Raw genomic sequence first — 21,623 nt, forward strand, 5'->3', positions numbered from 1 at the left:
ATGTCCAACATGAACAGACGATTGTATAATAGCCGCGCAGCGCTGAATGTGCTTGCGAACAGCGTAGAGAATGCCAAAGAAGTATTCGATGCCGCAGAAGGGCATGTGCTTGTTGGCGTACTGTCCAAAGACTATCCGACTGTCGAAGCAGCCGTCGAAGCGATGAAGCAGTATGGAGAGGCGATCGACGACGCTGTCTCCATCGGTCTCGGAGCGGGAGACAATCGGCAAGCGGCGGTCGTAGCGGAGATTGCGAAATATTATCCGGGCACGCATATTAACCAAGTATTCCCGGCGGTCGGCGCGACTCGTGCCAACTTGAACGGTCAAGAGTGCTGGATCAACAGCCTTGTCTCGCCGACGGGGCAAGTGGGGTACGTCAACATTTCGACTGGACCCTACAGCGCTGCTCAGCCGGAGCAAGCGATCGTGCCGGTCAAGACCGCGATCGCGCTCGTCCGGGACATGGGCGGCAACGCGCTCAAGTATTTCCCGATGAACGGATTAAGCCGGGAAGACGAGCTTCGAGCAGTAGCGAAAGCATGCGGCGAGGAAGGCTTCGCGCTTGAGCCTACGGGAGGCATTGACATGGACAACTTCGAACCGATTTTGCGCATTTCGCTGGAAGCGGGCGTCCCTCAAGTTATCCCCCATGTCTACTCGTCGATCATCGACAAGGCGACGGGCAAGACGAACGTGGCAGACGTCCAGACATTGCTGGCTACGATGAAGAGATTGGTTGACGCCCATGGCTGAACGTAACCATGACGATCGTAAGGCAGTTGCTGTCTTCGGCGAAGTGATGATGAGGCTGCAGACGCCTGGTTACGAGCTGCTGACACAAGCAAGCAGCTTGCATTATTCGTTCTCCGGAACAGGCGTTAACGTCGGTTCCGCGCTCGCTCGCTTCGGGCATCGTGCGGAGCTCGTCACGACGTTGCCGGGCAATCCGCTTGGAGACGCGGCCGCAGCGTTCGCGCGCAAGCTCGGGTTGTCGACGGATTTCGTCGTCAGGTCGGGGCAATACATCGGCATGTATTTTCTGGAGAACGGCTTCGGCGCACGCCCTGGCCGGGTCACTTATTCCAATCGTCAGGCAAGCAGCTTTAACACGGCGCCAGCCGGAACATACGATTACGAGTCAATCGCAGAGCGCGTCGAAATCGCGCATTTTTGCGGCATTACGCTGGCGATGAACGACCTCGTCCGCAGCCACCTGATCGCGCTGGCACGGGCGGTCAAGGCGAAGGGCCGCCGGATCGTATTCGATTGCAACTATCGTCCTGGTCATTGGGGAGAAGACGGCCATGCGAAGGCGCGGCCTTATTACGAAGAGATGCTTTCCCTGGCCGATATCGTCCTGATGAACGAGCAAGACGCCATACGAACGCTTGGCATGGCAACGGAACAAACAGGGCGGTTCGACCAGTTGACCGAGCTTATGCCCCAAGTCGCAAGGAAGTACGGCATCTCCGCGATCGCGGGCACGCATCGCACCATCAACGAGAATAATACGCATACGCTGCAAGGTTATTTGTACAAAGACGGCTTCTTCTTCGCTGATCCGGTAACATTTGCCGTTCACGACAGAATTGGAGCGGGCGACGCGTTCGCAAGCGGTATCCTGCATGGCGAGCTCAGCGGATTCGAGCCGGACCGTACGGTCCGCTTCGCCRTCGCGGCAGCCATGCTCGCTCATACGATTAGCGGAGATACGCCGATGTCGGGTGAGCAAGACATTATTCGCGCCATGACGGGAGCCGTCGGCGACGTGGAAAGGTAGGTGCCGCTGTGCGGCGTTCTCGCAACAAACCGCTTTACTTGCAGGTCATGAGCGTATTGAAGGACCGAATTCTTCACGGGACGTACCCGGTAGGCACGTTGATTCCTTCCGAGCCGCAATTGGAAGCGGAATTTGGCGTCAGCAAAATTACGGTGCGCGCCGCCATCAAGGAGCTCGCGCAAGATGGCTACGTGGACAAGGGAAGCGGCAAAGGCACGAAGGTCATCCGCAACACTTCGTCCTCGAAGCTGTCGAAGCTGAAGCGGTTCACGGAGGTGCTCGTCGACGAAGGATACCGCATCCGTAAGGAGCTGCTTGCTGCGGAAGTCATCTTGACCGAGGAAGGCTCGGTCGCCAGGCAATTGTTTGGCGATCGATGCGTGAAGATCGAGCGCCTATATCGGCTTAACGGTGCGCCTTATATTTACTACACGCATTATTTGACTGACAAGGTGTCCGGGATCGAACCTAACGACTTGAATGAGCAGTCACTATACGACTTACTCGAAGAGCGTCAAGTGACGCTGGACAAGTACCGCGACGAGTTTTCCGTTACAGCCAGCGCGCCTCCACGTGCAATGGAGGCGCTTGAGCTCCGAACAGGCAAACCGCTGCTGAAGCGAGCGCGCTACTCTTACGACGAGAATGGCGAGCCGGTCGAATATAGCGAAGGCTTGTACGATACAGATCAACATCATTACGTCGTCAATTACGACGTGTGAACGGCTTACTCCCTCTCTTCCGAGAGGGAGTTTGTTTTGAAATATAGGAAATTATAATATTCACTCTGGCTTAATAGCTCAGAATATGTAGTAGAGCTGCTATATAAATGAACTTCATTTTGAACGGACGGAGGTCGAATGGACGGCATGAACGGCTGGTTCAGAAGATCGTTGAAGCGCAAAATCACGTTCCTGCTCCTCATTTCGATTTTGTTGCCGCTATTATCATTAGGTTTGTTTTCTTATTTTATCGCGTCCGATTTAACCGAGAAAAAACAGAAGGAATCGGGTATGAGCATCATGAAGCAGATGGCCTCCAACCTCGAGTTTATTATGCGCGACATCGAGAACAGTTCTTTGTTCCTCATCGGAAATAAGGACGTTCAGCTATATTTGAAYGTCTCTAAGGAAGAAGCGAACATGCGGCAGAACCGTATGACCGAATTTTTGTCCAACCTGATGTATTCCAAGAATTATATATCGGATATTACGATTTATCCCGCTAGCGAAGCGCTTCCAGTGTCCAACACGACGATCTTCAAGGTAAGCGTACCCGATATTACGATTCACGATCCGGATTATTTCGCCAATCATCCCTACTGGTGGACGTCGCTTTATCCGATTCATACGGCGGCGGGGAAGAAGAACATCATTTCGCTCATTCGTCCGATCCGCAACGTAAATTCGTTCAAAAACTTGGGTAAGCTCGTTATCAGCCTTGATGAGAGGGTAGTGGAGAATACGCTCAAGAAATCAGGTATCGGCGCTAACGGTTTCATGCTGCTCATTGACGGGAAGGGTAATGTCCTGTCGGGCTCGATGTCCCCGCTTCCGAACAACATCGCCAACATTCTGCCGGAGCTGTCGCGCCTAGAAGAAGGAGCAGGCTCCGTCAACTACGGAATCGGGCGAGACAAGAAGACGGTGTTGTATCACAAGCTGTCCGAGGCCGACTGGACGTTAATCGGCGTCATTCCTTTCGCCGACTACAAGGCGCAGAACCGATACGTGCTTACGCTTACCGCCGTGGCAGTCGGCGTCTCGCTGCTGGCCATCGTTGTGCTCGTCGTGTTCTTCGTTCAACGGCTCACCCGTCCGCTTCGCATGCTGACGAATTTCTTGAACAAGACCGACCCAGAGGAGCCGATGCGCATGTATCCGGTGGAATCGATGGATGAGGTAGGTCAGCTCGTGCGCAGCTACAACAGGCTAAGCGGCAAAATCGAGGCGTTGACCGACCAGGTAAAGCGCAACGAAGCGATAAGGACGGAAGCCGATATGCAGGCGCTGCAGGCGCAGATCAATCCTCACTTCCTATACAATACGCTCTCGTCCATTCATTGGATGGCACTAATGAGCAAGGATCACCAGACGGCAGATATGGTCGGCAACTTAAGCGACTTTCTTCGCTTCAGTCTCAACAAGGGCGCCCAGTTCACTTCCGTCGAACAGGAGATCGCTCACGTACGCCATTACGCGAACATTCAGGCGATCCGCTACCCGGATCAGTTCGACATCGAGTTCGCGATCGATCCGCAATTGTACCGCAAGAAGATACTGAAGCTATTGCTCCAGCCCCTTATCGAGAACTCGCTCGTCCATGGCTTGCTGAAGAAGCCGGGCAGGGGGGAGATCAGCGTGTATGCGAATCTGCAAGCGTCGTCGATGGTGTTCACCGTGGAAGATTCGGGAGCGGGCATCGAGCCGGACAAGCTGGCGCTTATTCTTGCCCGGCTTAACGAGCCGGAAGATACAAGAGGCGAGTCCAAGGACCATTACGGACTTCGGAACGTGCATCTGAGGCTGCTGCTTCATTATGGTGCCGACGCGGGGCTAAAAATCGAAAGCACGGCAGGCGTTGGGACGAAAATTTCGTTCGCGCTGCCGGTAACGGAGGATTCAATCGCATGAAAATCATGATCGTGGACGACGAGGTCATCATCCGCAACGGACTCAGCACTGTCATCAATTGGGAGGAGCTTGGCTTCAAGCTTCTCCCGCCCGCCGCTTCAGCCGAGGAAGCGCTGGACCGGTTCCAGGACGAACAGCCGAACATAGTGCTCTCCGACATACAGATGACGGGCATGGACGGCATCGGCTTGGCGGCCGAGATAAAGAAGCTTTCGCCGGATACGGAAATCATTATATTGACCGGCTTCGATATGTTCTCCTATGCCCAGCAAGCACTCCGCGAAGGGGTGAGTGATTACTTGCTGAAGTCGAGCCGACCCGAAGAAATCATCAGGGCGGCGATGAAGGCGAAGCAGCGGTTGCAGTTGCGCTGGGAGTCCATTAAGCAGGAGAGCCGCGGCCGATCGGCGGTCCGCGATCGTCTGCTCGAGAAGCTGGCCAGAGAAGGGATGCTAAGCGATCAGACGGTCGAATCGGCCAGCGTGCTGCTGCCGTGTCTTGGGCTTGCGGAGCAGAAGTTGTCGTTGCAGGTGCTGCTGCTGTCTGCGAGCGGGTGGGGAGGACGGCCGGAGGACTTGTCGCTCGCGCATTTTGCCGTCGCAAACATGGTACAGGAGATATTGCCTTGCGAGACGCTGCTGCATAAGGATCGGGTTCTCGTTGTCGTGAACCTCAATGCAGGCGTGACAACTTCGGAGAGGCTCGAGATGGAGCTCGGAAGAGTCAGCAGGAAGCTCAAGTGCAAGTTGTTCGTGGCCATTGGTTCTGCCGCAAGGTCGATCGAGGAACTGAAGCGATCATTTGAGGAAGCCGAGCATGCATTCACGTACCTATCCATTTCCAAAGAAGATGCGTTCATCCGGTATGAGATGGTGAAGGACCGGGCGGGGGGCAAGACGGTCTGCTCGGAAGAGGAGGAAACGAAGTTCATCGCCATCGTAAAGTCCGGAAGCGTGATCCAGCTGCGCCACTGGGTCGACGAGACGGTGTCCGCCCAGCTGTCTGATCCCGAAGTGACGCCGGACACTATGCACGCGTATTTACAATCGATCGTTCTGTCTGGACGACGTTGGCTGGAGAGAGTCATTGCAACGGTTGGGGGCCAGCCTCCCATGGCTGAGCAGTTACGCACAGATCTACTCAACCGCTCGGAAAATGTGCACGAGTCGTTGTTCCGCTCGCTGAAGTCGATCATGGACCTGTACACGGAAACGATGTCTGGAGAGCGGGTATCATATATCAAACGAGCGATTGCGTACATTAACGACCATCTGGACAAAAACTTAACGCTGCAGCAGGTGGCGAAGCATGTCCATCTGAATCCGAACCACTTCAGCGAAGTGTTCAAACGGGAGACCGGTTTTACCTATATTGAGTTTGTAACAAAGGAACGTATTACCCGCGCCAAGGAACTGCTGGACAGCACCCCGATCAAGATCAGCGATATCGCGGGCCGTGTCGGCTACGAGGACGTTAAATATTTCGGCCAGCTGTTCAAGAAGGCGACCGGGCAGACGCCGTCCGAATACCGCAATAAGACCTGATCGATGTCCCCCCTCGATCTGAAGTGTGTCCCCTGCCTCTCCGCAATCGACGGGCTTATACTGAAAGTATTCCATCGCAACACTGTTGCAGAAGACTACAAACATTTATCAGGGGGGATTTTTAGATGAACAAGAAGCTTTCTATCGTTGCTACATCGCTCGTCACCGCCTCACTCGTACTGGCCGCTTGCGGCAACAATACTGAAGCTGGCAAGGCTCCCAACGGTTCCGATAACAACGGCAAGGAGAAAGTAACGCTTTCGATCTGGCACAACTATACAGGCGACGATCAACGCGCCCAAACGATGCGCTCCATCATCGAGCAGTATCAGAAGGATCACCCGGAAGTAGAGCTAGACGTTCAGGCTATTCCGCCAGACGGCTACCGCACGCGACTTAAAACGGTAGCGGCAGCAAATGAAATGCCTGACCTGTTCGTGATGTGGCCGGGCGTTATGACAAAGGAATTCCAAGCTGGCAACCTGCTTCAACCAGTGAACGAGCTGCTGGACAGCAAGCCGGAGTGGAAAGAAGGATTCCTCCCAGGCTCCTTCGACGGCTTCACGATCGGCGAAGACATCTTCAGCGCACCGATCGCGTTGTCCCCGACTTCGATTCTGTTCTATAACAAATCGATTCTCGAGGCGAACGGCTTGCAGCCTCCGAAAACGTGGGACGATCTGATGAATGCTGTCGGAGTATTGAAAGAAAAGAAAATTACGCCAATCTCGCTAGGCAACAAAGCGGCATGGCTGGCGCAATCGAGTATTTTCAGCTCGCTGGCTGACCGCGTGACGGGTACGGAATGGTTCTTGAAAGCGGCAGCCCAAGATGGTGCGAAATTCACGGATCCTGAGTTCGTGCAGTCGCTCGCTTACCTTCAAGAGCTCGGTAATGCAGGCGCCTTCCAAGAAGGCTTCAACTCCATCGACAATACGCAAATGGAACAATACTTCGCTCAAGGCAAGTCGGCTATGATGATCGACGGCGGCTGGGCATTGACGAATCTAGCGGCTTCGGCTTCGAAGGAAGCTCTTGATCAGATGGGTGCGGCCGTATTGCCTTCCATCCCTGGCGGCAAAGGTGATCCGAACACGATCTCCGGTGTCGTTGGAACAGGTATCGGCATGAGCGCGAAAGTAGATGGCGCGAAGAAGCAAGCGGCATATGATCTCATGTACGCGATGGCTGGTCCGGACGCTCAGAAGCGCGTTCTGGAAAGCAACCAACTCGTCAGCTACAAGGTTGATCTTGATAAATCGAAGGTTACTCCGATCTTCGCCGAAGTATACGAGCTTGTGAACAGCGTTACTCGTACTCCGGTATATGACGGTGTCTTGTCCTCCGCAGTAGCCGACGAACTGAACAACGGCCTGCAGGAGCTGCTCATGGGCGGCAAGCCGGAAGCAATCGCGAAGAAGGTACAAGCAGCAATCGAGAAAGAATCGAAGTAATCTTCACTCTTCACACAATAACAATTCATTCGGGATTCGTTCTTCCTCTTTAGTTAAGGCTGGGGGAAGAACGGATTACCATTCTACTAGCGATCGAAATGGAGGGGGCGTTATGACGTCTGCCGTACGCACCAGAAGATTTATCGTTATCGGTCTTCTTCCCGCGCTGCTTTTGTTTTCTTTCTTCGTCATTGTCCCGATTATATGGTCTGCCTATTATGGTTTCTTTGATTGGAAAGGAATCGGAGCCGCGAAATTCATCGGCTTCGAGAATTATTCGGAAATTATTCATGACGAAGTGTTCTGGCGTTCATTAAAAAACAACATGCTCGTCGTTGTCGCATCCGTGTTCGGCCAAGTGCCAATCGCGTTGGTGCTGGCGTTGCTGCTACTCAAAAACAATTGGCTTCATAAGTTCATCCGTACCGCAGTATTCATGCCCATGGTGTTGTCGTCGGTTGTCGTCGGTATCATTTGGGGCTATATTTATCACCCGGAAATCGGTATCTTAAACTTCCTGATGGATGGTCTCGGCCTCGGAGCTTGGAAGCGTCAATGGCTAGGCGACCCGGACATCTCGATGTATTCGCTCATGGTCCCAATCATATGGAACTACATTGGTCCTTACTTGGTCATGTTCATAGCTGCGCTTCACAACATTCCAAGCGAGATTGACGACGCAGCCAAAATCGACGGAGCTCAAGGCTCCCGCAAACTGTTCTCACTAACTTTGCCATTAATATGGGACACGATCAAAGTCGCTGTAGTCCTCTGCATCTCCGGCAGTCTCAAGTCGTTCGACTTGATCTATATCATGACCGGAGGCGGTCCTGCACATTCGACAGAATTGCTCGCGTCTTATATGTACAATAATACATTCGCGATTTACCGTTTCGGTTACGGCAGCGCAGTATCGACCGCAATCATCATCATCAGCTTGATCCTGGTCGCCGGCAGCCAATATCTCATGAAATCGAAAAACCGATAAGGGGGACCTCACATGTTGCGTCGCCGTTTCAGCAGCGKACTCGCGAACGGTCTGATGACCCTTTACGCGCTCGTCACGCTCTATCCGCTATACTGGTTGTTCATTAGTGCATTCAAATCGAACGAGGAATTTTACTCCCGCCCGTTCCAACTGCCGACCAGCTGGAAGTTCGACAGCTTCGCCYGTGYGTGGAAAGTATCCGATATGGGAACGAGCATGCTCAACTCCGTCATCGTGACAGGTGCGTCGCTCGTGCTTACGCTCGCGATCGGTGCACTCGCCGCGTACATTCTGTCCCGGTTCCAGTTCCGTTTCAAGTTAGCTGTCATGGGCATATTCCTGCTTGGCATGCTCATTCCGATCCATAGCACGCTCGTCCCGCTGTTCATCGTCATGAACAAGATTCATCTTCTCAACACATACGGTGCGCTTATATTTCCGTACGTTGCGTTCGAGCTGCCAATCGCTATTTTTATCATCCAAGCATACATGAACACTTTTCCGAAAGAAATCGAAGAAGCGGCACACCTCGACGGCTTGGGATACTGGGGGATTTTCTCGAAAATCATGCTTCCGCTATCTGCTCCGGCGTTATCGACGGTGGGCATCTTAGCTGTCCTGCGGTTCTGGAACGACTTCTCCTTCGCGCTCGTGTTCATCAGCAAGCCTGCGCTTAAGACGTTGCCGCTGAGTCTGTCGCAGTTCGCAACGGGCTACATGACCGACTACGAATTGACGATGGCCGCGCTGGCGATAGCGGTCGTGCCGACGATTATTGTCTATTTGATATTCCAACGATCGATCATGCAGGGCATGGTCGCAGGCGCCGTCAAAGGTTAAGCCAAACTCTCTGAGTCCGTACCACGGTGGTGCGGGCTCAGCGTCATATTCGGGGAGGAGTGTTCCTTATGAAATTGTATTTCGAAGGTTTATACGAGGAGTTACTGCCGGGCATTCGGGCCATCGCGACAGAGCTAGGCATCGAGCTTGAATCGGATTATGCGCTCGAAGAGAATGAGGGGATAAAGGTGGTCGTCGGCCGTGCATCGGACGGCTTGGAAGTCGGATACGTGCCGGGAGAGAGGAAAGCGTGTATCCGTTATGAGCGAAAGCATCAATTCTATCGCGGACTTGGCCTGGTCGTGCAGCATGCGCGCAAGAGAGAGTCGTTAATGCGCATAGAGAAGCAGCAGTTCGATTCGATCGGACCGATGTTCGATCTATCCCGCAACGGCGTGCTGACGGTAGGCGCATTCAAGACGATGCTGAATCGAATGGCGCTTATGGGACTTAATACGGTCATGCTGTATATGGAAGATACTTACGCGATCGAGGGCGAGCCTTATTTCGGCTACATGCGCGGGCGCTATTCGGCGGTGGAATTGAAGGAAATCGACGACTACGCCGACATGTTCGGTATCGAAGCGTTCCCGAGCATCCAGACGCTCGCGCATCTGGAGGAGTTCCTCAAGTGGGAGCCGGTGAAAGCGTACAAGGACACGAAGGGCGCTCTGCTCGTCGGCGATGAACGGGTGGACCAGCTCGTCGAGCGCATGATTCTTTCGGCTTCCGCGCCATTCCGCAGCCGCAAAATCCATATCGGAATGGACGAGGCGGAAGAGCTTGGGCGGGGCAAGTACTTGGATCGCTACGGATATGCTGACCGAATAGACATCATGACCGGACATCTGAATAAGGTGCTTGACGTCACTCGTCGCCTTGGCTTGAAGTCGATGATGTGGAGCGATATGTTCTTGAAGCTCGCGGTCGGCAACGGAGGCACTGAAAGCGATTATTACAATACAGATACGAAAATTCCAGAAGAGATGGCCAGTCGAATTCCGAAGGATGTAGACATGGTGTACTGGGATTATGTTCATATGGAGCCAAAGCATTATGCGAGCGTCATATCCAATCACCGCCCGCTCGGCTGCAACCTTGTGTTTGCCGGAGCGGTGTGGATCTTCAATACATTCGGCGTCAATTACGGCATGTCGTTGAACGCTTCCGATGTCGCGCTGCAAGCATGCAAGCGCGAAGGCATACGCGAGGCGTACGCGACGATGTGGGGCGACGACGGCAACGAAGGCAATCCGTTCGCGGCGCTGCTAGGCTTGCAACTCTACGCGGAGCACGCTTATTCGGAAGAGAAGCCGGACTGGAGCGTCGTTGCCGAACGGGCGAAGTTCTGCACCGGCATCGAGGCAGACGCATACCTGCTGATGAAGGACTTGGACGAAGTGCCCGGCTCCGAGCCGGACAACCGGAAGCAAAGCAATCCTTCGAAGTTTTTGCTGTATCAAGACGTTTTGCTCGGATTGTTCGACTTCCAGATCGACGGCTTGCCGTTAAATGCGCATTATGCGGCGCTTGAAGAGAAATTCCAGAATGCGAGAGTCGAAGGCGCTTCACTTGATTGGATCTTCGACGTTCCGCAGAAGCTGAGCGCGGTACTGAAGCAGAAGAGCGAATTAGGCTTACAATTGAAGCGAGCGTATGATAACGGGGATAAAGCGACGCTGCGCCATGCGGCGACCGAGGCGATTCCTGCTATCGCGGCGGCGGTCAATGAGCTTCGCATCGCTCACCGCACGCAATGGCTGAGGATGTTCAAGCCGTTCGGATGGGAGGTGCTAGACATTCGCTACGGCGGCGTCATCAATAGGCTCGATACCGCAGCGGTCCGTTTGCTCGCTTACGCGAGCGGAGAACTCGACCGGATCGAGGAATTGGAGCAGGAGCGGCTGCCGTTCAGCACCGTTAATCGGTTCAATAGCAAAGGCGTCGGCTGGAGCAGCCATTACTACCGGATGGCGAGTCCGAATGTGTTCTTCCACGTCATGAATCCATTCTAATWTATAAACCCATGGAGCCTATCAACATCTGTTGATGGGCTCCGTTCATTTTTTTTAAAACATCCACGTCATTGTCCTTCAATGAACGATAAGCTTGGCTGAGTCGATATCGATTCCTAATGTCACAATTTGTAGAAGTTTACCGAAATTTAACGTTTTCACGCATCTTACTTCACAAATGTTTGTTAGTGTTAAGACTAAAGTGAGCATTAACGACATGCAAGCAACGAGGGGATCCTAATGGAAGAGATTGGTTATGGTCTGTTCAACAGGGATATGATTCGGGGAATTAAGGAGCGCTGGAATAATGGAGGCATCGGCGCGATCTATGTCCGCATCGATAGCGGGCAGACGGCAGCAGAGCCGTCGCTTCTGCTATGGGAGAGCGACCAACGAAGGATGTTTTGGCGGCTGAGACTGGAGAACGAATATTATTATTTGCTTGCTAGGCAGACCGGTGATCAGCCAATCGAGCAGCTCGCGCAATCGGCCGCCGATCAATTGAACAATCGAATGAATATGGGCGATTCCCACACGAGGAGGGATTCGGTGAAGGCGCATATCGGATTCGCCGTGGCGTTCCCTTCCTCCGCCGGCCGCTCGACAGAGACGGTCGTCTACCGATTGCTGCGGGACGCTATGCTGCTGAATACATACTCGGCTGCCGTGCCATACGTCTTCGGGCAGGCTGATGCAGGGGAGCCGGCTGAATTAACCGTTCAGCCGAGCGAGAAAGCAAGAAAGCAGCCGATTGAGCTTTACCATACGGGTAAGCCTATTGCAATCGGACAGCTGGCAGGTCCTTTTCCCGTGTTCCAATCAAAGACGCTCGTCTCTGAGGTTGCCTACATGTTCGACACGAACCCGAAGGCGCCCGGCGCGATAATAGTCGTAGACAACCGCCCAGTCGGGCTGCTCATGAAGGAAAAGCTGCATCAGCTGCTGGCGGGGCAATTCGGTCTGCCGCTCTATTGGAACAGGGGGGTGGAGCGAATCATGAATGATCAGCCTCTTATCGTGGACGAGCAGATGCCGGTGGAGCAAGTGTCGCAGCTGGCGATGAGCAGGCATTATGCCCATCTGTACGATGTCGTTATTATCACTCAGAACGGTCAATTGGCTGGTGCGGCCTCGATTCGGTCGATACTGGAATGTATGACTGCGATGCGAACGGAGGCGGCTAGGGAGGCCAATCCGTTGACGGGTCTGCCAGGCAATGAAGGCATTCAGTCAGAGCTTCAGCGAAGAATTCAGGCAGGTATTCCCTTCGCTGTTATTTATGCGGATCTAGACTATTTCAAATGGTTCAACGATTGCTTCGGCTTCGGACTTGGCGATGAAATGATTCGATACTTGGCCGAGACGTTATGCAAGGAGCTGGAGCTGCAAGGAACGCAGGGTGATTTCGTCGGTCATATCGGCGGCGATGACTTCATTATCGTAGCGGGAGCCGGCCAAGCAGAGTTGATCTGCCAATCGTTAATTATGAGGTTCGAGCAAGGTGTCAAAGCTTTCTATGGGGGAGTCGAGGTTACATCCGTAGAAGACCGCCACGGCAATATCGTCGAGCAGGAAGGCGTCACGTTATCCTTATCGCTCATGCTCTGGGACGGCATTGTGCCCTTGACGCCTGAGGACATATCAAGACTTGCCGCGAAGCTGAAGAAGCGGGCGAAGGCGAGCAAGGGCAGCGTCTATGTGCTCGAGCATATAACAGGAATGCATCATGGAGAGGATCGAAAATATACGTGAAACGTCTACGTGAAAGTCAGCGTATCAGCCAGTTTGGAAGCGGAATATGGACAATGTCAGGCGTATTAGCCGGTCAATCCGGATTAATCGGCGTTCTGTATTTGTCATGGCAGCAATCCGGCRAACCGGAACAGAGCGGCAGCGGCAAGTCGTTTCGAGCGGAGTGGAAGCAGTTCGCCCAGCGCGAGAGCGAGGCGGCGTTCCAGAGCTCTGTGTTGTTCGAGGGAATGGATTGGATTCATGACGATCTATTCATCTATATGCGTCTTCCGGGCGGTCGCCGAGAAACGATGGAGGGCTGGCTGCTGGAGACGGCGTTCAAGCATACGTCGAATTGGGAACAGCGCTTCGCTGCGCATATGCGGGAGCAGACCGAGCAGAACTGGAGCGGCAAGCTGTACATCGGCGCAGCCGTGGCCGAGCTCACGAGCAGCGAGGACGAAGAACCTGCTTGGTACGAAGCGGTCAAGCAGGCGATGCTGCACGGGCAATCGGCGGGCGGCATGGAGCGGAGCATCAAGCGCAGGGCATTCGATCGACTGATGGAGCAGCGGTCGATCGATCCTGTCTACCAGCCGATCATGGCACTCGGCGAGGATAAAGTGTTCGGCTTCGAGGCACTGACGAGGACGCGGGAGCGAACTTGGTTCGAAGGACCGCTGGCTTTATTCTCGTTCGCTGAGCAGGAAGGGGTAGCCTATGCGCTTGATCGACTGGCGAGAGAGAAGGCGATCGAAGGCTGCGGCGGTCTTAAGCGCGAGCAGAAGCTGTTCATCAACGTGATGGCTCAAATTATCGAGGACCCGGAGTTCTCGCCCGGTCAGACGCTTAGCTTATTGGAGCGGCGGGGCTTGTCGCCGCATAACGTTGTTTTCGAGATAACGGAACGCAATTCGATCGAGGATTTCGGAGCCGTCAAGAAGGCGCTGGAGCATTACCGCAGCCAAGGCTATCAGATTGCCATCGACGATGTAGGCGCCGGTTATTCATCCCTGCAATCGATCGTCGAGCTGCGTCCGGATTACTTGAAGGTCGACAGGTCGATTATTCAAGATATTCATCTCGATGAGATGAAGGCTCACATTCTTCATACATTGGCGCAGCTTGCTGCCAAGATGGACATATCGATCATAGCCGAAGGCATTGAACAGCAGGAGGAGCTTGCCAAGGTTAGAGAGCTTGGCGCTTCTTATGCGCAAGGGTACTTGCTTGGACGCCCGGCTGCGATGTCGGACGATCATGGCATGTTGTGAATGGATAGGCTTCAGGTATGGGCTTTCTCAAAGCGGACGATGCTTTGGGAAAGCCCATTTTGCGCTAGGCATTTTATGGTATGATAGAAGGCAAGCAGGTCATTAGGCGAGGTGTTGATGTTAATGGAAAAATGGATGTTAATTGATGGCAACAGTATAGCGTACCGCGCATTCTTCGCACTGCCGCCGTTGACGAATTCGGCGGGTCAGCATACGAATGCGTTGTACGGTTTCACGACGATGCTACTTAAACTATTGGACGAGCTTAAGCCTACCCATGTTCTTGTTGCTTTCGATGCGGGGAAGGTCACGTTCCGCCACGAAGGCTATAGCGAGTACAAGGGCGGACGGCAGAAGACGCCGCCGGAGCTGTCCGAGCAATTCCCGGTTCTGAAGGATCTGATTCGTTCCTTCGGCATCGCGCAATTCGAGCTGTCCGGCTATGAGGCGGACGACATTATCGGCACGCTCACCAAGCGGGCCGATGAGCAAGGGGTAGAGACGGTCGTCGTATCCGGCGATAAAGATATGCTGCAGCTTGCTTCGGACAAAGTTACGATTGCCGTAACGCGCAAAGGCGTAAGCGAGGTCGACATGTACTCGCCGGAAGCGATTCAAGAGAAATACGGGTTAGTGCCGCAGCAGATTATCGATCTGAAGGGTCTTATGGGCGATACGTCCGACAACATTCCTGGCGTGCCCGGCGTAGGCGAGAAGACAGCGCTTAAGCTGTTGCATGAGCATGGCTCTGTAGAGCAAGTATTGGAAAATGTAGGCGAGCTGAAAGGCAAGCTGAAGGAAAATATCGAGACGCACAAAGACAGCGCTCTGATGAGCAAGAAGCTTGCGACGATCTTCCGCGAAGTTCCGGTCGAGAGCGGAACGGAGGAGATGCGCTATAGCGGTTATGACGGCGCTGCCTTGGCTGAGGCGTTCCGCAAGCTGGAGTTCAAATCCTTGCTGGAGCGTATGGATTTCGGCGAGTCAGTCGTGGATTCAGCCGAGGCGGCGAAACAGTCCGCTGCCGAACTGAATATTTCGATCATCGCATCCGAATCGGATGGCGATTCTCTGGCGCAGCTGCTATCTGCGCTGAAGACGAACGAGGAACACGGCTTGTACATCGAAGCCATCGGCGAGAACCCGCATCAGGCGGAGATCATCGGCGTATCTGTAGCTGTTGCGGAAGCCGTGTACGTTCTTCCTTACAGCGCGCTTAAGCAGCCTTTCACAGCGGGGTTAGTCGAATGGCTTACTGGGTCGGATATGCCGAAGTATGGCTTTGATTTACATAAGGTTGAGCTTGCGCTTGCATGGAGCGGCATTAAGTATGCGGGAACGGCATTCGATGTTCAGCTAGCGGCGTATTTGCTTGATCCGACTGATACAGCGTTATCGCTTAGCGCAATTACGGATAAGCAGGGGCTGCCTGGTATCGCTTCCGATGAAGCGGTCTATGGCAAGGGAGCGAAGTTCAAGGTGCCGGAACCGGACACGCTGTATCGCCATTTGGCGCTGCGCGCTGACGCGGTTCGGAAGCTTGTGCCGATCTTGACGGCAGAGCTTGCGAAGGGCGGCATGAGCAAGCTGTATTTTGAATTGGAGCAGCCATTGTCTCGCGTGCTTGCAGGGATGGAGCTTCAAGGCATAACGGTGAAGAAACAAGAGCTTGAAGATTTGGGGCGCAGCTTGGAGTCGCAGCTGACCACGATTATGAGCGATATATACAAGCATGCGGGCGTGGAGTTTAACATAGGTTCTCCTAAGCAGCTGGGCGATATATTGTTCGAGAAACTTGGTCTGCCTGCGCGCAAGAAGACGAAGACCGGTTATTCAACCGATGCCGAGGTGCTGGAGGATCTGGCTCCGTATCACGAGATCATTCCTCTTATTCTGCATTACCGCCAGCTTGCGAAGCTGCAATCGACGTATGTCGAGGGGCTGCTGAAGGAAGTGCGCGGAGAGACGGGCAAGATCCATACGTATTACCGTCAGACGATAGCGGCAACCGGACGTCTTAGCAGCCAATTTCCGAATTTGCAAAATATCCCGATCCGGCTGGAGGAAGGCCGTCAGATCCGTAAGGCTTTCGTCCCTTCCGAGCCGGGCTGGTACATCGTTGCCGCCGACTATTCGCAGATCGAGCTTCGTGTATTAGCTCATATTGCAGACGACGAGAACTTGAAGGAAGCGTTCATTCACGATATGGATATCCATACGAAGACGGCGATGGACGTCTTCGGCGTTACTGCCGAGCAAGTGGATTCCAATATGCGCCGTCAAGCAAAAGCCGTTAACTTCGGCATCGTGTATGGCATTAGCGATTATGGTCTTTCGCAGAACTTGGGCATTACAAGGAATGATGCCGCTAAGTTCATTGAGCAGTACAAGGAAGTGTTCAAGGGCGTCCGCCAATTCATGGAGGATATCGTCGTCCAAGCAAGACGCGACGGTTACGTAACGACACTCCTTGAACGCAGACGGTATTTGCCGGAGATTAAGGCGTCGAACTTCAATCTGCGCTCATTCGCGGAGAGAACGGCAATGAACTCCCCTATTCAAGGGACTGCCGCTGATATTATTAAGCTAGCCATGGTGCAGATGGACGAAGCGCTGCGCGAGCGCAAGCTGAAGAGCCGCATGCTGCTCCAAGTACATGACGAGCTTGTATTCGAAGTGCCTGAGGACGAGCTGGAGCTCATGAAGTCACTTGTTCCGGAAGTGATGTCCGGCGCGCTGCAGCTGCATGTTCCGCTGAAAGCAGATGTCAGTTTCGGTGTCAATTGGTATGAGGCAAAGTAACCCGCTAGCTCTCTATTTGCGTTATAATAGATGGCGAGGTGAGGACAAATGCCGGAATTGCCGGAAGTAGAAACCGTAAGACGTACATTGATCGATCTAGTCGCGGGCAAACGTATTCAATCCGTAACCGTTAAGCTGCCGCGTATTATACAACGTCCTGTTGAGCCGGAGCAGTTCGCTGCCGCTTTAGCTGGACATACGATTCAAACCGTAGAAAGGCGCGGGAAGTTTCTGCTAATCATGCTCGACGGTCTGGTGCTCGTATCGCATCTTCGTATGGAGGGGCGTTATAGCGTTAATGGGGCTGATGAGCCGACTCCGTTGCATACGCATGTCATTTTTCATTTTGACGATGGCACAGAGCTTCGTTATAAGGATGTCCGTCAGTTCGGAACGATGCATCTATTCGAGCCTGGGCAGCACTTCGAGATGGCGCCGCTTAACAAGCTGGGCATCGAGCCGTTAGAGCCGGGGTTCACCCTGCAGGCGCTTCGCGATAAGCTGGATAAACGCAAGATGAGCATTAAGCCGCTTCTGCTGAATCAAGAGCATATCGTCGGGTTAGGCAATATTTATGTCGATGAGGCGCTGTTCTTGGCGCGGATTCATCCGGAGCGATCAGCCAATTCGCTGAAGCCTGCGGAGTGGAAACGGCTGCATGAGGCGATTCGCACAACGCTTGGACGCGCTGTCGAGGCGGGCGGCTCGTCGATCCGATCCTATGTGAACGGGCAAGGCGAGATGGGCATGTTCCAGCATTCATTCTCTGTATATGGCAGGAAGGACGAGCCTTGCAAAGTATGCTCGCGTCCCATCAAGAAGTTCGTCCTGGGCGGCAGAGGAACGCATATATGCGAGAAGTGTCAGCCCGTTCCTAAGGAATAGCTGCACCGAAGTATCATAAGCCGCTTAATCGGCTAGGCTTACAGTTATGCACCGTCATCCGCTATCCGCATATGATGTTCTTGTTAAGAGAACATAGGCGATCGCCCGTATCAACGGCTTCTGTCCTAGACATAGGCCGCTAATACCGGGCAGTCGCGATGCGGGGAGGGAATTCGTTGTTCGCGCATTTGGCTCCACTGTTAGTGATCGCTTTTGCAGTTAGCTTGGATGGTTTTGGCGTTGGAGTTACGTACGGGCTGAGGCGAATCAAAATTCCGTTTTTATCGGTTTTTATTATTGCCTGCTGCTCTGGACTTATTATTTGGCTATCGATGCAAGTAGGAAGCTGGCTGTCGGGTTACTTATCCGAGTTCGCCGCTCGCTTGATCGGCGCATGCGTGCTCATCGTGATTGGCGGTTTCGCCTTGTTCCAATTAAGGCGCGGGCGCGACGATCAGAGCGCTACAGCCGATGCGGAGGAAGTGGCGGCAACTATCGAGCATAAGGCTGTGGAAACGTCTTCCGCTTCTGCAACGGAGCGTATTCTCGCTTCCAACACAGCGCTCGTAGTGATGGTGGAGCTTAAACGGCTCGGCCTCGTCATCCAGATCCTGCGTACGCCACAGGTCGCCGACGTCGATAAGTCGGGTACGATCTCGGCCTCGGAGGCCGTTATGCTCGGTGTCGCTTTGTCGCTTGATGCTTTCGGCGCAGGGCTTGGCGCCGCGATGATAGGTTTGCCTGCTCTAATGACGGCGCTTATTATCGCTGCATTCAGCGCTATTTTTCTCCTTGGGGGAATCCGGTTTGGGTTCCAATGCTCGAATTGGCGCGGGATGCAGACGCTGTCCTTCCTTCCAGGGATATTATTGATCATCATGGGTATTATGAAGCTGTTATAACTTCGAGGTGAATGGAATGATAATCGGATTAACCGGCGGTATAGCCAGCGGCAAAAGCACCATCGCTCAGCTGCTCGCCCACCGCGGCGCGCTGCTGGTCGATGCCGATCAAGTAGCAAGAGAGGTTGTTCAGCCGGGAGAGCCGGCACTTGAGGCGATCGCCTCTTCTTTCGGACAAGCTGTACTTCAGGCGGACGGCTCCTTGGATCGTTCCGCGCTTGGCGCAATTGTGTTCCAGGACAAGGCGTCGTTAGCGAAGCTCGAGTCGATCACGCATCCCGCGATTAGACAGCGCATGCAGCACAGAATACATACATATGCCGAGCAGAATCCGGGGGCACTTGTTGTTGCCGACGTCCCGTTGCTATACGAGACGAATCAGCAAGCATTATATGAAGGTATAATGGTCGTTTATGTACCTGAGACGATTCAACTTACGCGGTTAATGGGGCGTAATCAGATGGATGAGACGGAAGCGAAGCGGCGAATATCGCTGCAGATGGATATTGAAGAGAAGCGAAGACGCGCAGATTGGGTGATCGACAATAGCGGTCCGCTAGCAGAAACGGAACGCCAGATCGATGATTTTTGGCGCAGTCAGGGAATATTATGAAGGTACTTTTGCGCAAACGAGTTGTGCTCGTATTATTGCTAGGATTTATCGCTATCCTTTTCTTGAAGTCGGACTGGCTTGGCGAGTATATGTATCCCGTGTATTATAAGGACGATATTCGTGCAAGCGCCTCGAACTACGGATTGGAGCCTCATTTGGTAGCTGCCGTTATTCGAACGGAATCCAATTACAAAACAAGCAGTCAGTCGGATAAAGGCGCTGTTGGGTTAATGCAGATGATGCCGAATACGGCTAAGGATGTTGTTCGGAGGGCAGGATTCACCGAAGTGACGGAGGACATGCTCAAGCATCGCGCGGATGTTAGCATAGAGCTTGGGTCATGGTATTTAAGCTCCTTGCATCAAAGGTTCGATCAGAACTCCATCGCTGCAATTGCCGCATATAATGCCGGACCGACGAGAGTCAGTGAATGGCTGAATACGGGAGAGTGGGATGGAAAGCTGGATACGGTGAAGCAAATTCCGTACGGCGAGACCCGCCACTATGTACAACGCGTCATTTATTATTATAATAAGTACAAGGAATTGTACCCTGACTTTTAACTTAGAACATAAGATGAGCCTTGAGAGGCTCGCCGCTTCATGGACGAGCTTCCCAAGGCTTCTGTTATTCATACAAACTTAATGAATCATTATTTGTATTGGCCGGCAAGAGATTGCTCGGCGATTTGCACCAGGCGACGAGTAATGGAACCACCGATCGAGCCTGCGTCACGGGTTGCCATGTTTCCATAATATCCGTCTTGCGGAATGGCAATACCCAGCTCTTGTGCCACCTCATATTTCAGTTGGTCCAATGCTGCAGTGGCTTGTRGTACAAGCAATTGGTTGCTGTTGCTGCTGTTTGCGCTCATGTATGTTCACCTCCTTGCGGTTGGTAACTGTATTATGTGCGTTATTCTAGAGTTCATTACAGGTAAGGTATGGGAATAACTTAAGCTAAAGTCGATATCGGTATGATAAATAAAGCATCAGGATGAATGGAGGGAAACAATCCAATGAAGTGCCCCTATTGCGATTACGCAGGTACGAAAGTGTTAGATTCACGTCCGGCTAACGAGAACAAATCGATCCGCCGCCGCCGCGAGTGCGAGAAGTGCAACCGCCGCTTTACGACGTTCGAAATGATTGAGGAAACACCGCTTATCGTCATCAAAAAAGGCGGCAGCCGCGAGGAATTCAGCCGCGACAAAATATTGCGCGGACTTATCCGCGCCTGCGAGAAGCGTCCCGTTCCAGTCGAGCGCCTCGAGGTTATTGTCTCAGAGGTCGAGAAGGAGCTCCGCACGACGGCACTGGCCGAGGTAGAGAGCCGTGATATCGGCGAGATCGTCATGAGCCAGCTCTACCCTGTAGACGAGGTGGCGTACGTTCGCTTCGCGTCCGTGTACCGCCAGTTCAAGGACATCGATATGTTCATGAAAGAGCTTAACAACCTGTTGTCCAAGCACCCTTTGAACAGCCCACTGAACAGCTTAAGAGATATAGATTGACAATTTTGGCGACATCATGCTATCATCATCTTTGTCGTCATTTGGGGCCATAGCTCAGCTGGGAGAGCGCTTGCATGGCATGCAAGAGGTCAGGGGTTCGATCCCCCTTGGCTCCACCATAATAAACAAATCAACCACGTCCACCGGACGTGGTTTTCTGTTTATTATGATGGTTAGCCAAKGGGAGATGAACCCCTAGATTGGGGTTCGCCCGCGCGGACGGAGCGGTTGATAATGCTTCGAAGCAATTACATCAAGTGCAGGAGCACGGCGTCTGAATCCACCGCTAAAAGTCCTCGTCGACTAAGCCTCGACAGCCATTCAATCAAGATTCGGACATCCCATGTTGGATAGACGAGCCAAGCGAGTCGTATCCCCCTTGGCTCCACCAAACAATAAATTCAACCACTTCATCCGAAGTGGTTTTTTTATTGTTTGGTAGAGCCAAAAAGGGGGCGAACCCCGAGGTTCAGCCCGCGCGGACGGAGCGAATGCGGAGGAGCACGGCGTCTGAATCTACCGCTAAAAGTCCTCGTCGACTAAGCCTCGTGAGCCATTTAATCAAGATTCGGACATCCCATAATGAAAAGACGAGCTAGAGCGAGTCATATCCCCCTTGGCTCCAATAAGGTAAAAAGCCTTTAGC

At 53.2% G+C, this 21,623-nt stretch carries 18 protein-coding genes and 1 tRNA gene; 18 read left to right on the top strand and 1 reads right to left on the bottom strand.

Translation table 11 applies throughout. The features are described from left to right. The 16 genes from dagF to AB4Z33_RS17635 all read left to right on the top strand — a co-directional run bounded on the left by dagF (position 1) and on the right by AB4Z33_RS17635 (position 20,027). Complete coding sequence (gene dagF / locus AB4Z33_RS17560; protein ID WP_442051148.1) at positions 1-756, top strand: 2-dehydro-3-deoxy-phosphogluconate aldolase; 756 nt, start codon at positions 1-3, stop codon at positions 754-756. Further along, positions 749-1,783, top strand: a complete 1,035-nt coding sequence (locus AB4Z33_RS17565) for a sugar kinase (RefSeq protein WP_442051149.1) — start codon at positions 749-751, stop codon at positions 1,781-1,783. Before dagF ends, AB4Z33_RS17565 begins: the two co-directional genes overlap by 8 nt. 8 nt (positions 1,784-1,791) lie before the next feature. Then, positions 1,792-2,505 (top strand): GntR family transcriptional regulator, encoded by a 714-nt coding sequence (locus AB4Z33_RS17570; protein ID WP_442051150.1) that lies wholly within the window; start codon positions 1,792-1,794, stop codon positions 2,503-2,505. A 138-nt stretch (positions 2,506-2,643) separates the two neighbouring features. After that, the gene (locus tag AB4Z33_RS17575; RefSeq protein WP_442051151.1) at positions 2,644-4,416 is read left to right on the top strand and encodes a sensor histidine kinase; all 1,773 of its coding nucleotides are present in this window, start codon (positions 2,644-2,646) and stop codon (positions 4,414-4,416) included. Continuing rightward, positions 4,413-5,960, top strand: a complete 1,548-nt coding sequence (locus AB4Z33_RS17580; RefSeq protein ID WP_442051152.1) for a response regulator — start codon at positions 4,413-4,415, stop codon at positions 5,958-5,960. The genes AB4Z33_RS17575 and AB4Z33_RS17580 overlap by 4 nt, the downstream gene beginning before the upstream one ends. 125 nt (positions 5,961-6,085) lie before the next feature. Next, the gene (locus AB4Z33_RS17585; RefSeq protein ID WP_442051153.1) at positions 6,086-7,414 is read left to right on the top strand and encodes an extracellular solute-binding protein; all 1,329 of its coding nucleotides are present in this window, start codon (positions 6,086-6,088) and stop codon (positions 7,412-7,414) included. A 112-nt stretch (positions 7,415-7,526) separates the two neighbouring features. Continuing rightward, complete coding sequence (locus AB4Z33_RS17590; protein WP_442051154.1) at positions 7,527-8,402, top strand: carbohydrate ABC transporter permease; 876 nt, start codon at positions 7,527-7,529, stop codon at positions 8,400-8,402. 12 nt (positions 8,403-8,414) lie between these two features. Beyond that, the gene (locus AB4Z33_RS17595) at positions 8,415-9,242 is read left to right on the top strand and encodes a carbohydrate ABC transporter permease (protein WP_442051155.1); all 828 of its coding nucleotides are present in this window, start codon (positions 8,415-8,417) and stop codon (positions 9,240-9,242) included. A 68-nt stretch (positions 9,243-9,310) separates the two neighbouring features. Beyond that, positions 9,311-11,257, top strand: coding sequence for a beta-N-acetylhexosaminidase (locus AB4Z33_RS17600; protein WP_442051156.1), 1,947 nt, complete (start codon positions 9,311-9,313; stop codon positions 11,255-11,257). 240 nt (positions 11,258-11,497) lie between these two features. Continuing rightward, a complete protein-coding gene (locus AB4Z33_RS17605) occupies positions 11,498-13,009 on the top strand; it encodes a GGDEF domain-containing protein (protein ID WP_442051157.1) in 1,512 nt (503 codons plus the stop codon). Then, positions 13,006-14,262: an EAL domain-containing protein gene (locus AB4Z33_RS17610; RefSeq protein WP_442051158.1), complete on the top strand. Its 1,257-nt coding sequence runs from the start codon at positions 13,006-13,008 to the stop codon at positions 14,260-14,262. The genes AB4Z33_RS17605 and AB4Z33_RS17610 overlap by 4 nt, the downstream gene beginning before the upstream one ends. A gap of 123 nt (positions 14,263-14,385) precedes the next feature. Then, positions 14,386-17,064, top strand: coding sequence for a DNA polymerase I (gene polA, locus AB4Z33_RS17615; RefSeq protein WP_442051159.1), 2,679 nt, complete (start codon positions 14,386-14,388; stop codon positions 17,062-17,064). Positions 17,065-17,112: 48 nt separating this feature from the next. Continuing rightward, entirely contained in the window at positions 17,113-17,949 is an 837-nt protein-coding gene (gene mutM / locus AB4Z33_RS17620; protein WP_442051160.1) for a DNA-formamidopyrimidine glycosylase, read from the top strand. 176 nt (positions 17,950-18,125) lie between these two features. Then, entirely contained in the window at positions 18,126-18,851 is a 726-nt protein-coding gene (locus AB4Z33_RS17625; RefSeq protein WP_442051161.1) for an MntP/YtaF family protein, read from the top strand. A gap of 16 nt (positions 18,852-18,867) precedes the next feature. Beyond that, the gene (gene coaE, locus AB4Z33_RS17630) at positions 18,868-19,464 is read left to right on the top strand and encodes a dephospho-CoA kinase (protein ID WP_442051162.1); all 597 of its coding nucleotides are present in this window, start codon (positions 18,868-18,870) and stop codon (positions 19,462-19,464) included. Further along, on the top strand, positions 19,461-20,027 hold the full coding sequence (locus AB4Z33_RS17635) for a lytic transglycosylase domain-containing protein (RefSeq protein ID WP_442051163.1): 567 nt from the start codon (positions 19,461-19,463) through the stop codon (positions 20,025-20,027). Before coaE ends, AB4Z33_RS17635 begins: the two co-directional genes overlap by 4 nt. Positions 20,028-20,116: 89 nt before the next feature. On the opposite strand, the gene AB4Z33_RS17640 is transcribed toward AB4Z33_RS17635, so the two are convergent. Continuing rightward, complete coding sequence (locus AB4Z33_RS17640; RefSeq protein WP_442051164.1) at positions 20,117-20,338, bottom strand: small, acid-soluble spore protein, alpha/beta type; 222 nt, start codon at positions 20,336-20,338, stop codon at positions 20,117-20,119. Between the two features lie 144 nt (positions 20,339-20,482). On the opposite strand from AB4Z33_RS17640, the gene nrdR reads away from it, so the two are divergent. Beyond that, positions 20,483-20,977: a transcriptional regulator NrdR gene (gene nrdR / locus AB4Z33_RS17645; RefSeq protein WP_337099079.1), complete on the top strand. Its 495-nt coding sequence runs from the start codon at positions 20,483-20,485 to the stop codon at positions 20,975-20,977. A gap of 43 nt (positions 20,978-21,020) precedes the next feature. After that, a tRNA-Ala gene (locus AB4Z33_RS17650) sits at positions 21,021-21,096 on the top strand. Positions 21,097-21,623 lie beyond the last annotated feature (527 nt).

This window comes from Paenibacillus sp. 2TAB19 (assembly GCF_052115185.1).
GTDB lineage: Bacteria > Bacillota > Bacilli > Paenibacillales > Paenibacillaceae > Pristimantibacillus.